Annotated in this window: 12 protein-coding genes and 1 riboswitch; of the genes, 4 read left to right on the forward strand and 8 right to left on the reverse strand. The window is 71.7% G+C overall.

All coding sequences use genetic code 11. The features are described from left to right. Nucleotides 1-224: 224 nt before the first annotated feature. Both FHU34_RS23975 and FHU34_RS23980 read right to left on the reverse strand, forming a co-directional pair. Nucleotides 225-2336 carry a DUF6077 domain-containing protein gene (locus tag FHU34_RS23975; protein WP_145784273.1) on the reverse strand — a complete coding sequence of 704 codons (2112 nt, stop codon included), beginning with the start codon at nucleotides 2334-2336 and terminating at the stop codon, nucleotides 225-227. A gap of 125 nt (nucleotides 2337-2461) precedes the next feature. Further along, nucleotides 2462-3100, reverse strand: coding sequence for a TetR/AcrR family transcriptional regulator (locus tag FHU34_RS23980; RefSeq protein WP_145784275.1), 639 nt, complete (start codon nucleotides 3098-3100; stop codon nucleotides 2462-2464). 178 nt (nucleotides 3101-3278) lie between these two features. On the opposite strand from FHU34_RS23980, the gene FHU34_RS23985 reads away from it, so the two are divergent. From FHU34_RS23985 to FHU34_RS24000, 4 genes are all read left to right on the forward strand, one after another. Then, nucleotides 3279-4172, forward strand: a complete 894-nt coding sequence (locus tag FHU34_RS23985; RefSeq protein ID WP_145784277.1) for an ABC transporter permease — start codon at nucleotides 3279-3281, stop codon at nucleotides 4170-4172. 34 nt (nucleotides 4173-4206) lie between these two features. Further along, nucleotides 4207-4983, forward strand: a complete 777-nt coding sequence (locus FHU34_RS23990; protein ID WP_088991800.1) for an ABC transporter ATP-binding protein — start codon at nucleotides 4207-4209, stop codon at nucleotides 4981-4983. Between the two features lie 134 nt (nucleotides 4984-5117). Further along, a complete protein-coding gene (locus FHU34_RS23995) occupies nucleotides 5118-6635 on the forward strand; it encodes a bifunctional cytidylyltransferase/SDR family oxidoreductase (protein WP_145784279.1) in 1518 nt (505 codons plus the stop codon). A gap of 33 nt (nucleotides 6636-6668) precedes the next feature. Then, nucleotides 6669-8357 (forward strand): CDP-glycerol glycerophosphotransferase family protein, encoded by a 1689-nt coding sequence (locus tag FHU34_RS24000; protein WP_145784281.1) that lies wholly within the window; start codon nucleotides 6669-6671, stop codon nucleotides 8355-8357. A gap of 34 nt (nucleotides 8358-8391) precedes the next feature. On the opposite strand, the gene FHU34_RS24005 is transcribed toward FHU34_RS24000, so the two are convergent. From FHU34_RS24005 to FHU34_RS24030, 6 genes are all read right to left on the reverse strand, one after another. After that, the gene (locus tag FHU34_RS24005; protein ID WP_145784283.1) at nucleotides 8392-9696 is read right to left on the reverse strand and encodes a hypothetical protein; all 1305 of its coding nucleotides are present in this window, start codon (nucleotides 9694-9696) and stop codon (nucleotides 8392-8394) included. A gap of 60 nt (nucleotides 9697-9756) precedes the next feature. Beyond that, the gene (locus FHU34_RS24010) at nucleotides 9757-10503 is read right to left on the reverse strand and encodes an alpha/beta fold hydrolase (protein ID WP_244311811.1); all 747 of its coding nucleotides are present in this window, start codon (nucleotides 10501-10503) and stop codon (nucleotides 9757-9759) included. 145 nt (nucleotides 10504-10648) lie between these two features. After that, nucleotides 10649-11497 (reverse strand): C39 family peptidase, encoded by an 849-nt coding sequence (locus FHU34_RS24015; RefSeq protein WP_208745064.1) that lies wholly within the window; start codon nucleotides 11495-11497, stop codon nucleotides 10649-10651. A gap of 232 nt (nucleotides 11498-11729) precedes the next feature. After that, a riboswitch (cyclic di-AMP (ydaO/yuaA leader) is annotated at nucleotides 11730-11871 on the reverse strand. A 285-nt stretch (nucleotides 11872-12156) separates the two neighbouring features. Then, nucleotides 12157-12927: a hypothetical protein gene (locus FHU34_RS24020; RefSeq protein ID WP_145784289.1), complete on the reverse strand. Its 771-nt coding sequence runs from the start codon at nucleotides 12925-12927 to the stop codon at nucleotides 12157-12159. A gap of 131 nt (nucleotides 12928-13058) precedes the next feature. Then, nucleotides 13059-13445, reverse strand: coding sequence for a hypothetical protein (locus tag FHU34_RS24025; RefSeq protein WP_145784291.1), 387 nt, complete (start codon nucleotides 13443-13445; stop codon nucleotides 13059-13061). 93 nt (nucleotides 13446-13538) lie between these two features. Continuing rightward, nucleotides 13539-14732, reverse strand: a complete 1194-nt coding sequence (locus FHU34_RS24030; protein ID WP_145784293.1) for an acyltransferase family protein — start codon at nucleotides 14730-14732, stop codon at nucleotides 13539-13541. Nucleotides 14733-15014 lie beyond the last annotated feature (282 nt).

Genomic DNA, 15014 nt, shown 5'->3' on the forward strand with positions numbered 1-15014 from the left:
GAGTTCGCTCCCTACAAGATTTCGTTGCGGGCTGTGCCCGTGAATGGATCGACGCCACTCCCCCGTCGCGCGGCGGGTCGACCGCAGCCGCCTGCGCGTGACTGCGACCTTAACGCGAGGGGACGCCCGAGCGTCACTCGGGTATCCGGCACCATTTCGGGCAAAGCTCCGCGCCTGGGTGCGCCCGACCCATCCCTGGGTCGGGCTGCTCGACAGGGATCCGCTCAGGCGACCCGCCGGAAGCAGATCATCGCCCCGGGCGCCTTGCGCGCGGCGAACTCCTGGTAGCCGAGCTGCGGCGCGGTGTCGCGCGCGTACTGGTTGCCCTTGTAGACGCAGATGGTGCCCACGTCGAGGCGGTCCAGCGCGGGCGCCAGCTCGGCCGGCGCCGGGGCGCTGACGCCGTCGGCGAAGCCGGCGAGCAGCAACCGGTCCTTGGCGAACTGCGAGTTGAGGTCGTACTCGACGAGGTAGAAGTCGCGGGGCAGGACGACCCGGACCTCGCTGGTGACGATCGGCGTGGTGCGCATGATCACCTTCGGGGCCAGCAGCATGCCCTCCGGGCGGTCCAACTCCTTGATCCAGAACGCGATCTTCTGACGCTGCTGCGGAAGCTTCCAGGTGGGCCGCTCGTGCACCTCGACCCAGCTCTTCGGCGACCACATCGGAGTCGCGAACAGGGCGAACGCGGCAACCAGCAGCACCGCGACCCCGCCGGCCGCCGCGCGCCGCAGCGCCGGTGTCGGCGCCGGCACGCGCACGGTACAGAGCAGACCGATCAGCGTCGGCAGGGCGAGCAGCCACGGCACGCGCCAGAGCACTACCGAGATGCCGCTCAACGCGCTTATCAGCTCCAGCACGCCGGGTACGAACATCACACTCAGCGCCAGGGTGGCGCCGGCGATGAGCAGCGCCGGGGTGCGCCGACGGGCGAGCAGTGGCCCGCACCACAGCGCCAGACCGCTGATCACCCCGACCACGCCGAACAACAGCGTCCGCCGGTAGGTGGAGGCCGCGTTGTAGAAGGCGTCGTCCGCGCCCTCCGCGGCCATCCCGCCAAGCAGCAGCCGCGAGACCACCAGTGAGCCGATCGGGTACGCGAGAGCGGCGACCGCGGCGACGATGGCGGCCTTCCAGCGCCCGACCAGGAGCATGGCGAAGCCGGCGGCGCCCACCAGCATCGGCAGGATGATCGCCGCGGTGTTGGTGAGGCCGATCGCGGTGATCGAGAGCGCCACGATGAGCACCAGGCTGCGCCGCGACCGGTTGTCGAACCACTCGGTCAGGTAGAGCCACATCAGCGGGATGACCGCCGAGACGAACATGCCCTTGCCCTCGTGTAGCCGAGGAAGGTGGAACGTGCCCAGCGCGGCGTCGCCGCCGGCGACGAGGTACAGGTAGGCGATGGCCACGGTGAAGGCAAGCACCGGGCGACGCGGGGCCCACCGGTGCGTCAGCCGCCAGAGGGCGAGCGCGGCGAGCACCGCCATGATCGGCAGCAGCACGTACCAGAGGGCCGAGCTGGCGTGGATGCCGACGACGTTGGCGAACGCACCGTCGAAGACCTCGATCGAGGGGATCGGCGGCTGCGAGCCCATGGCCGGCAGGACGTTCTCGGAGAACAGGAAGTCGTTGAGCGGGACCAGGTCACGCTCGGCGATCCAGACCGACTTGCCGACGTAGTACACGTCGTCCGGGGTGTTGCGGGCCATGAAGAACGAGGAGATTCCGACCAGCACCGAGATGACCAGCGCGTACGTCGACTGCGCTGCGGTGGGCGCCGGGGCGGCCGGGTTGGGGACCGGACCGTCGAGCCAGGCCCGGCGGAGGAGCAGGATCCCGCCGACCGCGGCGAGCAGACCGGCGACCGCCGGAATCCACCACGTGAGGCTGACCCCGGTCCCGGCCACACCGGCGGAGACTGCCGCGACGGCGGCGGCGACCAGCACCCCGATCAGCAGGCGGCGGTCGACGGCGGGCCGCTCCACGGCCGGCTCGCTCGGCTCGCCGGCAGCGGTGGTGGCGGGTGCCGTGGCGGCGGCCGAACGGCGACGGCGACGGACGAGGGCCACCACCGCGAGCAGTACGCAGGCGACCAGCCAGATCCGGAAGGTCACCGACGGGCGCAGGTCGCCCAGGAAGGCCGCGTGGTAGAGCACTGTGAAGAGTGCGAACGCCATCACCGCCCCGTCGGTGAGCAGCGCCGGGGCGTCGGCCACCAGTGCGCGTACCCGGGACGCCAGGGCGCGACTGTCGGCGGGCCGGGTTGCCTGCTCGGCCCCGGGCGTCGGATCCGAATCGGCGGGCGCTACGGCGATGCTGTCGACGTTGGCCACGGGCGTCCTTACTCGTCAGGCGGATCAGGGTTTTCGGCGTGGTGACAGCCGGGTGTCAAGGGGGCAGCGTAGCGGAATCGGACAGGCAGACCGATGCTGCGGGCGACCGAGTGTCGGACGCCTGGTCAACCCGGGATCGGGGCCGGCCGGGGTCGGGGCAGGACGCTGTCGGCGCCGAGCCCGGCGGCCACTGATTCGACCAGGTTGTCGAGGTAGCTGTCGGTGAGCGGCAGTCGGGCGATGGCGAGCCGCCAGTAGAGCGGGCCGACGATCAGGTCGATCGCCGCGTCCGGGTCGGTGTCGGCGGGCAGCTCGCCGCGCTGCACCGCGCGGGTGACCAGGCGACCGCCGATCTCCTGTTGGCGCGCGTGCAGCACCCGACGCAGGGTCTCGTCGATGCTCGGGTTGCGGGCGGCCTCGGCCAGCAGGTCCGGGATGATCTGCGACGCCAGCGGGTGCCGCAGCGCGTGCGCCACGGCCTGGAACAGCAGGGCGAGGTCACCGCGCAGGGTGCCGGTGTCCAGCGCCGGGAGTTTGCCGTGTGCCGCCGCGGCGACGATCTCCAACACCAGGTCGAGCTTCGAGCTCCACCGCCGGTAGATCGCCGTCTTGCTGACGCCGGCCCGCCGGGCCACCGCCTCGATGGAGAGCCGGCCGTAGCCGACGGCGGCGAGCTCCTGCATCAACGCACGCCGGATCGCCGCGGTGATCTCGTCGCGCAGCACCGCCGCTCCGGCCGGGGCCCGCCTCTTCTCGGTCGTCATCCAGGGCTCTTATCGCAGGTCACGGGGACCAGCGTAACGCAACGACGATACGGTTGCGTCCCGACGTGTTTCGGACTACTGTCCACGCAGCGACGAGGCGGCGCCCCGCGCACATCTCCCACTAGGATCCCATCGTCGCGAGCCACCCCGTCTGCACAGAGATCGGAGCGCCATTTCCATGGCCACCACCGCGCTGGTCGACCCCGACACGGGCCTGACCCAGGCGCAGCTGGCCGCTCGACACGGGCTACGGGTCGCCGGTGAGCGCCCCAGCGTCGTCGAGTACAGCCGCCGACTATGGGCGTACCGCCACTTCATCGCCGCGTACGCCAACGCCAAGCTGGTCGCCTCGTACAGCAACGCCAAGCTGGGTCAGCTCTGGCAGGTGCTCACCCCGCTCACCAACGCGGCGGTCTACTACCTGATCTTCGGGGTGGTGCTGGCACAGAACGACATGCCGAACTACATCGCCTACCTGACCACCGGGCTGTTCATCTTCAACTTCACCCAGAGCGCGGTCCTGACCGGCACCCAGGCGATCAGCAGCAACCTGGGGCTGATCCGGGCGCTGCACTTCCCCCGGGCCAGCCTGCCGCTGTCCACCACGCTGACGCAGTTCCAGCAACTGCTGGCCTCGATGGTGGTGTTGATCGGCATCGTGCTGGTCACCGGCGAGCCGATCACACTGGAGTGGTTGCTGCTGATACCGGCCCTGTTCCTGCAGGCGGTGTTCAACGCCGGCGTGGTGCTGCTGGTGGCCCGGATGGGCTCCAAGGCGAGCGACCTCAAGCAGGTCATGCCGTTCGTCCTGCGCACCTGGATGTACGGCTCCGGCGTCCTCTACAGCGTCAGCCTGTTCGAGCGGCTGCCGGCCTGGGCGACGACGGTCGTGCAGTACAACCCGCTGCTGGTCTACATCGAGCTGGCGCGGTACGCGCTGCTCGAGGAGGCACCGCTGCTCAACGAGTCGCTGACCCAGCTCTGGCTGGTCGGCGCCGGGTGGGCCCTGGTCGCCGGGATCGGCGGGTTCATCTACTTCTGGCGCGGGGAACAGGAGTACGGCCGTGGCTGAGCACTTCGACACGCCCATCGAGGCGACCGCGACGATGACCCCGACGCAGGAGCGCATCCCGACCGTCGTGGTCGACGACGCGCACATCATCTACCGGGTGCACCAGGGCGCCGGCGGTGGCACCACACCGGTCGCCGCGCTGCGCCGACTGGTCAAGCGCACCTCCGCGCCGAACATCCGGGAGGTGCACGCGGTCAAGGGAATCTCCTTCACCGCGTACCGGGGTGAGGCGATCGGGCTGATCGGCACCAACGGCTCCGGCAAGTCCACCATCCTGCGGGCCATCGCCGGGCTGCTGCCGGTCAACCGGGGCGCGATCTACACCCAGGGGCAGCCGTCGCTGCTGGGCGTGAACGCCGCCCTGCTCAACGACCTCTCCGGCGAGCGCAACGTCACCCTCGGTTGCCTGGCCATGGGCATGCATCCCGACGACGTCGCCCGGCAGGCCGCGGGCATCATCGAGTTCTCCGGTATCAACGAGCGGGGCGACTTCGCCAGCCTGCCGATGCGGACGTACTCCTCCGGCATGGCGGCCCGGCTACGGTTCTCCATCGCCGCGGCCAAGAAGCACGACGTGCTGCTCATCGACGAGGCGCTCGCCACCGGCGACAAGGGTTTCCGCAAGCGCAGCGAGCAGCGGGTGCGGGAGTTGCGCGAGGGCGCGGGCACTGTGTTCCTGGTCAGCCACCAGCTCTCCTCCGTACGGGACACCTGCGAGCGGACGATCTGGCTGGAATCGGGCGTCCTGCGGATGGACGGCCCCACCGACGAGGTCGTCCGGGCCTACGAGGCGTACGCGAACAGCAAGTAGCGCCTCGGCATCGACACGACGCCACGGACCGCGTCGCCCGCGTTGGGGCGGCGCGGTCCGCGCGTTAAGGTTCATCCCGTCGCCGCTCGGGCGGAACTTTCCGTTAACGCATCCCTGAGAGTGAGGATCCGGCAATGACGCAGGACCAGACCACTGGCCCGGACGCCGCAGCGGAGACCCCGACGCCATGGCGGCCCTCGCGGACGGTGGCCGTGGTTCTGGCCGGCGGCACCGGGACCCGGCTGGGCCTCGGCATCCCGAAGCAGCTGCTGAAGATCGCCGGTAAGCCGATCATCGAGCACACCCTGGCGGTCTTCGAGGCGGCACCCGAGATCGACGAGATCATCGTGCTGATGGCGTCCGGTCACGTCGATGACGCCCAGCAGATCGTCGACAAGGCCGGCCTGCGCAAGGTCACCAAGGTGATCGAGGGTGGCGACACCCGCAACGCCACCACCCGGATCGCCCTGGACGCGGTCGGCCCGGAGGACTGCAACATCCTCTTCCACGACGCGGTACGCCCGCTGCTCAGCGGCCGGATCGTGCGTGAGTGCGTCAACGCCCTCTGGACCTACGACGCCGTGGACGTGGCCATCCCCTCCGCGGACACGATCATCCAGGTGGACGACAACGACTGCATCACCGACATCCCGGTGCGGTCCCGGCTGCGCCGGGGGCAGACCCCGCAGGCGTTCCGCTCCCCCACCATCCGTGAGGCGTACCGGATCGCCGAGGGTGACCCGAACTTCGCCGCCACCGACGACTGCGGTGTGGTGCTGCGCTACCTGCCCGGCACCCCGATCAAGGTGATCGACGGTTCGGACGAGAACATCAAGGTCACCCACCCGGTCGACGTGCACCTGGCCGACAAGCTCTTCCAGCTCGCCGCGGCGCAGGCACCCCGGCTGACCGACCACCGCAGCTACAGCGAGGAGCTGACCGGCCGCACCATCGTGGTGTTCGGCGGCAGCTACGGCATCGGCCACGAGTTGACCGAGCTGGCCCGTCGCTTCGGCGCCCAGGTCTTCCCGTTCAGCCGTTCCAGCACCGGCACCCACGTGGAGCGGGCCGAGGACGTCGAGGCCGCGCTGACGACCGCGTTCGAGGCCACCGGTCGGATCGACCACGTGGTGGTCACCGCCGGGATCCTGGAGCGGGGCGAACTCGCCGAGATGGACGAGGAGACCATGGACCGGGTGCTCCAGGTCAACTTCGTCGGCCCGGTGACCATCGCCCGCCAGGCGCTGCCCTACCTGCAACAGACCAAGGGCCAGTTGCTGCTCTACACCTCCAGCTCCTACACCCGGGGGCGGGCCCGCTACGCCCTCTACTCGGCCACCAAGGCCGCCCTGGTCAACCTCACCCAGGCGCTCGCCGACGAGTGGGCCGACGTCGGCGTACGCGTCAACTGCATCAACCCGGAGCGGACCGCCACCCCGATGCGGACGCGGGCCTTCGGCGAGGAGCCGGAGCACACGCTGCTCGCCGCGGAGGCCGTCGCCCAGTCGTCCCTGGACGTGCTGATCTCCGACCTGACCGGCCAGGTGATCGACGTACGTCGGGCGCCCGGTGACGGGGCTACGGCGAGCGTGCCGGCGCAGGGCGGGCCGGGTCAGGTCGAGACGTCGGCCGACGTGGCGTCGGCCAACTGACGCCCACGGCTGCGGAACCACGAACGGAGCGACATGCGCGGCGACCTGGTCCGTAAGCTGGCTGCCCGCTGCCTGAGCACCGGGTTGGCTGTCCTGGCCTTCGTCGTGCTGGCGCTCACCGACGCCACCGGCTGGGGCCTGGCGTTGGCTGTCGCGGCCGTGGTCGCGTCGGCCGTGGAGCAGCGTGTCCGGCCCGGCGCTGACCTCGTCGCCGAGACGACGCTGATCGCCGCAGCGGTCCTGGTGGGTTACTGGCGTCGGCTGGATGACGGTGTCGACCTGGCGCTGGTCGCCACCGCACTGGTCCTGCTGGGGCTGGTGCTACTGGTGGGGCCCCTGCGGACTGCCGGCAACCTGGAGATGCGGACGGGGAACCTACCGGTGCGCACCTGGACGCCGTTGGTCGCCGACCAGCTCGGCACCGCGCTGCTCGGGCTGCTCGCCGTGGTGGCCCTCGCCGCCGCGCTGACAGTGCCGGCCGTGGTGCCACTGGTCGCCAGCCTGCTGGTCGGTGCGGGCGTCGGGGCTGTCGCACTGGACCTGGCCCGGCGGCGGTTCCGGCCGGCCGCCGGCGGTGGCGCGGTGGGCCGCGCGCTGCGTCGGCACCAGCCGGAGTTCGTGCTCTACTTCTCCGCTCCGCCCGGCTCCGAATACCAGGTCACCATGTGGCTGCCGTACCTGGAGCGGATCGGCCGCCCGTTCCTGGTCATGCTGCGCGAGCCGGAGTTCCTGGCACCGATCGCCGCGGCCACCGACGTTCCGGTCGTCTACTGCCCGACCCTGCGGGCCATGGACGAGGCGCTGGTGCCGAGCCTGCGGGCGGCGTTCTACGTCAACCACGGGGCGAAGAACAGCCACTGCATCCGCTTCACCCAGCTCACCCACGTGCAGTTGCACCACGGCGACAGCGACAAGGCACCGAGCGCCAACCCGGTGTCCGGGATCTTCGACCGGATCTTCGTGGCCGGGCCGGCCGCGATCGACAGGTACGCCCGCGCCGGGGTGCAGATTCCTGCCGACAAGTTCGTGGTGGTCGGCCGCCCACAGGTCGAGTCGATCCAGGTACGCCAGGAGCCGGCGCGGGGCCTGGCCCACCCCACTGTGCTCTACACCCCCACCTGGACCGGGCACCACGCCGACGCCGACTACTGCTCGCTGCCGGTGGCCGAGCAACTGCTGCGGCGGCTGCTGGAGCGCGGCGCGACAGTGATCCTGCGGGCCCACCCGTACACGACGCAGAACCCGGCGTCGGCACGCCAGCTGGGCCGGCTGACCGAGCTGCTGACGGCCGATCGGGCGCGCACCGGCCGGCAGCACGTGTTCGGGTCGGCGGCCCGGGAGCTGAGCCTGACCGAGTGCGTCAACTCGTCCGACGCGCTGGTCTCCGACGTGTCCGGGGTGATCTCGGACTACCTCTACTCCGGCAAGCCGTACGCGGTGACCGACATGGGTGGCGAGGGCGACCGGTTCGTGGAGCGCTTCCCGCTGGCCGGTTCGGGGTACGTGCTGCGCCGCGACATGTCCAACGTGGACGAGGTGCTGACCGACCTGCTGGACACCGACCCGCTGGCCGAGGCGCGGTGGGCCACCCGTCGCCGCTACCTGGGCGACTTCCCCGCCGAGTCGTACGCCGACGCCTTCCTGAGCGCCGCCCGCCGCGAGCTGACGTCGGCACCGGACACCGCGGCCGAGCGGTCGCCGCAGCTCTCCCCTCTCGCCTGACCCGGGCTGTCGGGCCGGGAAGGATGGCTGACAGCTAGCTGAGCCCGAGCCGGTACCCTGCCGTGACCTCGACCCGGACGACCCCGCGAGTGTCGGCCGGCGCACGCCATTCGGCGGTCGCGAGACCGTCGGCCGACTCGGGGACCGATCGCACCCAGGGCTGAAGATCCGTCGATGCGACAACGACCTCCACGATCTCCTCCGCCGTCATCAACGTGGCCCCGAGGTGCGCGACGATCCGCAGCCGTCCGTCAGCCAGGATCTCGGTGGTGGTCGAGTCGATGTCATCGTCCTCGATCCGAACGAGGCCCCGGACCACGGCCCTGGCGTCCGCAACCGGGCCGGTGACGTCGACCACCAGCAGGACACGTACGGCGTCTCGCAACGCCTCCTCGATCGCGCGTATCAACTCGGCCTCGTCCGGACCGTCCTCGTCCTGGCCTCGGAGCACCATCTCCCGGATCTCCACCGGCCGGTCGACCGGCCCCGGGTCGAACGGGTCGATTCCGGTCCGCACGTACAGCGCCTCGACCGCCGGCGCGTCGCTGAGCGGCCGGGTCGTCTCCATCGCCGCCACCATCCACGTTCCAAACGGTGACCTGCGTAGGTGCCCCGACGGCGATCCGAACTCGGCGGCCAGGGCGTCCACAGCGGTCCCGAAGGGAGCCTGCGGTGACACGTCGACCAGAGGCAGCACCAGGAGCAGGGCCAGACTCCAGACGCCGTCGTCGGTCGCCATCTGTCGCAGGTCGACGGACCACACGTCCGGCCGCCCGAGCAGCGGAAGGCAGCGGACCAGAGCCGTGTCGAGATCGGGGGCGGTCAGCCGGGCGTGCACCCGGGCCACGACGTCGTCGTCGGACGCCGCAGCCGGCAGCCGCCTGACCCGTCGCCGGACAGGAACGACGGATTCGTCGGCGGGCAGCCACTCCGGCGGGTCCCACCACTCGCCTTCGGTGTCGGCGGCCGCGCAGATGGACACGCAGATCGGCGTCACGCCGTCGGTCGTCCGCTCCCGACCGGCGGCGAAACCCGTCGGGTGACCGGCCGCCGATTCGTCCACCTCGAGATCGCCACGGCTCCACCGGAAGCGCGTCAGCAGTGGCGCGGCCAGGTGACGGACCGCCTCAGCGCCCGGAGCGGACGGGACGGACGGCATCAGCGTCAGGTCGACGTTCACCCCGTCGCGGGGATGGTCCGCTTCGGTGCGGGACGCCACCAGACCCACCGCGCCGAGCGAGGCGACCAGGGATCGGCACCGACGCGCGGCATCGTCGAGTCGAGAGTCGACGACATTCAGGCTCACGCTGACCACAAGGGACGGATCAACGGCAGGCATCCGGGCGAATGTAGGCGTCGGGAGCCCGGTCGCACGACCGATATTTCCGCTCGGGACCGCTCAGCGATACGGGTCGAGCAGCGCCAGCACGGCCGCCGGGTCCTCCACGTGCGCATTGTGGCCGAGACCGGGCAGCGTGGCGACCGGCACCCCGTACTCCTTGAGTTGTTCGTCGCTGACCATCGGGTCGTGTTCCCCGCGCGCCAGCACGACCGGCGCGTCGGTCGCCGCCAGCAGCGCGGCCAGGTCGGGCTCGCCGACGGCGAACGCGGTCGGGTCCATGGCGAGACGCCACCGGCCGTCGACCTGACGCAGGCCGGCGTCCACCACCGGATGGTCCGGCGGGACCAGGCCGGCCAGGCCGGACACCCGAAGGTAGCGGCGTGCCGCCTCGGCGCGGGTGGCGAACCAGCTGACCGGACGGGCGGCGAGGTCGGCGGCGCGGGCCAGCTCGTCGGGTGACCAGACGGCCTTGATGCCCAGCCCGACCACGGCGTCCACGGGCGCCCCGGCGGCGTTCGCGGCCAGCGCGAGGCCGACCACCCCGCCCAGCGAGTGCCCGAGCACGACGAGCCGGTCGCCGAGCGCCAGGCCGCGCGCTATCCGGTCGGCGAACCCCGCAAAGGTGTACGACGGCAGCGGCTCCGCCCAGCCGTGGCCGGCGAGGTCCGGTGCCAGCCACCGCCCCGCCCAGCGCTGCTCCAGCAGCGGCGCCCACGGCAACCAGACGTCCCCGGTCGTGCCCATTCCGTGCAGGAGCAGCAGGACCCGCCCGCGACCGGCTTGACCACCCGATTCATCCACCACGGCCGCAGTCTCCCACGGTTCACGGCCCGGTACGAGAGTCGTCATCCACGCCGCTTCCCGCGCGACGCTGACGGCACCGACGAAAAACGCCGCGGGCGCCGCCCCCTTGTGGGGGACGACGCCCGCGGCGGTCAGCGTGCCTGGGTCAGGCGGAGTAGCCCCGGCTGGCGATCCAGTTGGCCAGGTCGATGGTGGTGATCCAGTACGACGGGTCGGCCGCGTTGGCCGAGTCGGCGATCCGCACGGTGCGGCCGTTGTCCTTGTAACCCACGACGGCGATGTAGTGCCCGCCGCCGTAGGAGTGGTAACCGCCGTTGGTGTCGACGGCGTCGCCGACGACGTTCGCGACCACGCCACGGCCGTCGGTGATGGCCTTGACGACGTCGGCCTGGAGCCGGTCCATCTGGGCCGGGCTGGGGGCGCCGGCGAACATCCGAGTCCGGTACGGGGAACCCTTCACCTCGGCGTTGAGGACGCGGGTGGTGTCCTCGGCCGAGTTGGTGCCCATCTCGGTGGTGCCCAGCTCGGCGCCGAGCTCCTCCTGGGTGCGGTCGATACCGGTGGCGCTGAGGGCGTTCCGGGTGGCCGCCGGGCCGCAGTTGTAGTACGTGTTCTGCGCCTCGTAGTCGTAGGCCAGCACCTTGGTCGCGGGTGGCTTCGGCGGCGTCGGCTTACGGGTGAGGTCGGGGTTGGCCTTCGCCTTGGCCGCCGGCGACGCGGCGCTGGTGGCCGGGGCGGCGGTGCTCGGCGCGGCGCTGGCCGACGGGGACGCCTCACGCACCTCGCCGCGGGAGGCGGCAACGTCGCTGCGCATCTCGGCGACGGTGGTCGCGGTGCGCTGGCCGGCGGGTGCGTCGTCGGCGGTGGTGAGCAGGGCGCCGGTGGTGGTGGCGATCGCGAGGGCCGCGGCGGAGGCGGCAACGATCTGGTACGGGCGCTCGGTGGCGAAACGGCGGAGCTGACGCTGCAGGGTGTGCTTCACGGGGTCCTCCACGGATCGGGGGGAGAGCGGCACACCGGCGACCGGACCGGTATCCGGGCAGGCGCCAGCGCGCGGACCGTGGTCCGCGGATGGTGAACCGCTCAGGGGAACGCCCGGCGTGGCCGGGCGGTGAGGCGATGACCCGGGGGTCAGCTCACCGTCACTGGACGAATGAGCGGGGGCACCGCTGCGCCGTGGAGGCGAGGGAACAACCGAGGGGTGGAAAGGTGCTGCACGAGGATGGAACTCCTTCCGACACCGCCTACCGGGTTAGCTGACGGATTCGGGCGGGAAGATCGCCCTACCGCGGGCTGTGGCTCGCGGATTCACCCCGGACTTACTGGTGGGTCCCCGGTTCGTTCATCACGATTGAGCGGGTCGGCGCGGCGTCGCCTCTTGCGATCGGTTACCGCACCGGACGGGACGACAGTACTGGCCCGTCCGCACCCCTGCCAAGCCAGCTCCACCTGCGTAAACCTGAAATAGCGTAGCAATTTCTGCGCGTATTGCCGCTGACGTGACTCGATGGGACAAGCGGTTACGGTGACGCCTACGGGCGACAACCGGACAGGCCGCCGAGAATGCGACCAGATTCACCGGAAGAATCGTGCCGATCGCGCCGGACGCCCGATTCTCGGTCGGCGTGAGCCGGCTCACGTCACGGATCGGGCTCAACTCGCCCGCGCCGGCCGCCACCGCGCCACGACAGCGGGTCGGAACACACCGGTCACCGCCCGGCGCGCGGGTAGCGGGTTCGGTCGCAGCCGGGCCGCCGCCGCGCAGGTCTCCGCTGCGAGGGCTCGCGCTGAGTCGGCAGCCAGTTCCGCGTCCCGCCAGGCAGCACGCTCCCGGGATGCGGCGGCCTGGTAGTCGGCCAGCCTGGCGTCCCGGATCGTCCGGCTGAACAGCACCTCCTGCTCGACCGGGTGCCGCCGGGGATCCCAGCCGCGCCGGTGCGCGAACACGTCGCCGAGCTGCGCCATGCTCAGGTCACCCCGCCAGTACGCCGTCATCGCGGCCCGGTGCAGGTAGCGCTCGCGGGCGGCGTACTCGGCCGGGGTGCGGGGGGTCTGCGGGGTGGGCAGCGCCTCGGCGCCGGCGAAGCGACGGGCGGCGGTGTCCGCCTCGTCGTAGGCGCACCAGGCCCGCTCCATCTCCTCCTGAGCGGTCAGCCAGTCAGCACGTCGCCGCTGCGCGGTCCTGGCCGCGCCGGTCGCGGCGACCGCTACCTCCTCGGCGTACCGGCGCAGGTCGGCAGCCTCGGCGGCGGCCACCTCACGAGCGGTGGGGGCGGCCGTGCGCGGGTCGTCCGAGGGTGTGTCCCGCTCGGGGCGGGCCACCAGCAGGGCGAGTACGCCCAGGGCCAGCAGGAACAGGGTGGACCAGATGGCGGCGGCCTGCGGCACCTCGGTCACGAACTGGTAGAAGACGGCGGTCTCCATGGTCGGCACCTCGGGAGAGAGCGATGCGATGGGGAGCCCCACCGCCACCGGGCCAGGGCGGAGCACGGGCCGGTGGGGCGCGGAGCTGGTGGGTCGACAGGCGCGGCGGGCGGGACGCTCGTCCCGGTGACTCAGCGCCCGGGTGGCGCCCGGGGTGCCCGGCTGCTCGGGCCGTGGACCAGGGGCAGCCGGTCGGACCCGGCCGCGCGCACCGGCAGCGGGCCGGTCCGGGCAGTGGCCTGGTCGCCGGGCGGAGCCGATTGCGGGTCGACCGACCACGCCGAGGAGAATTCCTCGACGGGCTCCTCGGTCGTCGCCTGCGCCTCGTGCACCGCCCCCTGCGCGGAGGTGGACGGGCAGGTCGCCGGGAGTGCGCCGAGGGCGAACGGAGTTGGCACAGCGGCCGAGGCCGGGCCCGCGCCGAGCGCCAGGGCCGCGACGACGGCGAGGCTGGTCAGCACCCGCGTCGCCCAGCGCGCCACCCACCACAGCGGACAGGTGAACGCGACCGGAAGCACGACCTCACGCTACCGTCGTGCCGACCTCGACGCACCGACCACGGGCGTGTCGTCGCACGCCGCGCCGAACCCCACTGAGCAGGGTGGACGGTGTCAGCGCGAGTCGGCGTACGTTGATCGACCGTTGGTCTGCTGCCCGCTCTCCCCGGCGGCGTCGGGACCGCCCGCGCGTTGGCGGGGGACGGACGCCGGACGAGCTGGGCGGCGCGGTGCGAGTCGACGCATCATCGGCGTCTCCACGAAGCGGTGCAGCAGCCCGGCGAGGACCAGGTTCACCGCCAGGAAGCCGAGCACCACGGCCGGCCCGCGCCAGCCCGTGAACCCGGTCCCCCAGTCACCGCTCCACCGCAGCACGCTCGTCATCACCAGGACGTGGACCAGGTAGAAGGCGAAGGAGACCTCCCCGAGCCAGACCAGCGGCCGGGACCGCCACGGGGAGCGCTTGTCCCGCACGTCGGCGTCCGCGGCGGCGGTGATCACCAGCAGGTACGCGACGGCGAGCAGCGTCGTCCACAGCTCCGCGCGGATCCACTGCGCGGCCGCCACCCAGGTGCCCACGAAGACCAGGCTGGCGACGGTGAGCCCCGGGCCGCGCCAGAGACCCCGCCGCATCAGCTCGGCCGCGACGGCGCCCAACCAGAACTCGAGCGACCGTACGGGCGGGAAGATCTGGGTGAACCACCACCGGCTCACCTCCGGCACCAACTGCTGGGCCGGCCAGAGCGCGAGGATCAGCAGCGGCAGCGCGACGATCAGCACCCAGAGCAGCTTCGGGCTGGCCCGGCGTAGCAGCGGCAGCGCCAGGGGCAGGCACAGGTAGAAGAAGAACTCGCAGGAGAGCGACCAGCTCACCGTGTTGACGCTGTAGAACCAGCCCATCCGGGGGTCCCACGCCTGCAACAGCAGCAGGTTCTCCAACGCGACCGCCGGCAGGACCGGATCGGCGAACCACCAGGCGACCAGCAGGGCCGCACCCCACAGCACGACGTGGTTCGGGTAGATCTTGGCAACTCGACGCCGCCAGAAGGTGCGCCGGGAGTCGCCGACGCGGGCCGACCAGACCAGCACGAAACCGCTGAGGATGAAGAAGAACTGCACCCCGGACAGGCCGAGCGTGAACAGCGCGTCGACCACCGCCTTGTAGTCCGGTTCGGCGATGATCCGCATGGTGCCGGCGTGGAAGCCGAAGACCAGTAACGCGGCGATCCAGCGCAGCCCTGTCAGCGAGGGCAGCCGGGCGGGCGTGACGGCGGGCCGTGCGGTCGACACCGCAGCGGCGCTGGTCATGCCGGGATCCTGAAGATCGGCAGGGTCACCAGCACGTCCGTATCCTCCTCGGCGCGGCGTCGGACGACGCGACGGCGACGCCCGCGACGGCCCGGCAGGGCCGCACCGAGGCACCCTACCGGGTCACTCTCGGGTGAACCGGACGTGTCCCACCCGCCGACGGCGGTACGGGCACGCCACGGTCGCCGGATTGGTGGACTGCGGGCCTGCCGCCGTTAACCTCCCGCTCGGGGGGAGTTCAGGGACTCCACCATCGGCGGTCACGTCAGGTTCCGGGTTCGG

Source organism: Micromonospora taraxaci (assembly GCF_007830095.1).
In the GTDB taxonomy this organism is placed as follows: domain Bacteria; phylum Actinomycetota; class Actinomycetes; order Mycobacteriales; family Micromonosporaceae; genus Micromonospora; species Micromonospora taraxaci.

Excerpts from the sequence above, each read along its gene's own strand:
- FHU34_RS23980 (WP_145784275.1), bottom strand. The coding sequence starts at position 3,100 with ATGACGACCGAGAAGAGGCGGGCCCCGGCCGGAGCGGCGGTGCTGCGC.
- FHU34_RS23985 (WP_145784277.1), top strand. The coding sequence starts at position 3,279 with ATGGCCACCACCGCGCTGGTCGACCCCGACACGGGCCTGACCCAGGCG.
- FHU34_RS23990 (WP_088991800.1), top strand. The coding sequence starts at position 4,207 with ATGACCCCGACGCAGGAGCGCATCCCGACCGTCGTGGTCGACGACGCG.
- FHU34_RS23995 (WP_145784279.1), top strand. The coding sequence starts at position 5,118 with ATGACGCAGGACCAGACCACTGGCCCGGACGCCGCAGCGGAGACCCCG.
- FHU34_RS24000 (WP_145784281.1), top strand. The coding sequence starts at position 6,669 with ATGCGCGGCGACCTGGTCCGTAAGCTGGCTGCCCGCTGCCTGAGCACC.
- FHU34_RS24005 (WP_145784283.1), bottom strand. The coding sequence starts at position 9,696 with ATGCCTGCCGTTGATCCGTCCCTTGTGGTCAGCGTGAGCCTGAATGTC.
- FHU34_RS24020 (WP_145784289.1), bottom strand. The coding sequence starts at position 12,927 with ATGGAGACCGCCGTCTTCTACCAGTTCGTGACCGAGGTGCCGCAGGCC.
- FHU34_RS24030 (WP_145784293.1), bottom strand. The coding sequence starts at position 14,732 with ATGACCAGCGCCGCTGCGGTGTCGACCGCACGGCCCGCCGTCACGCCC.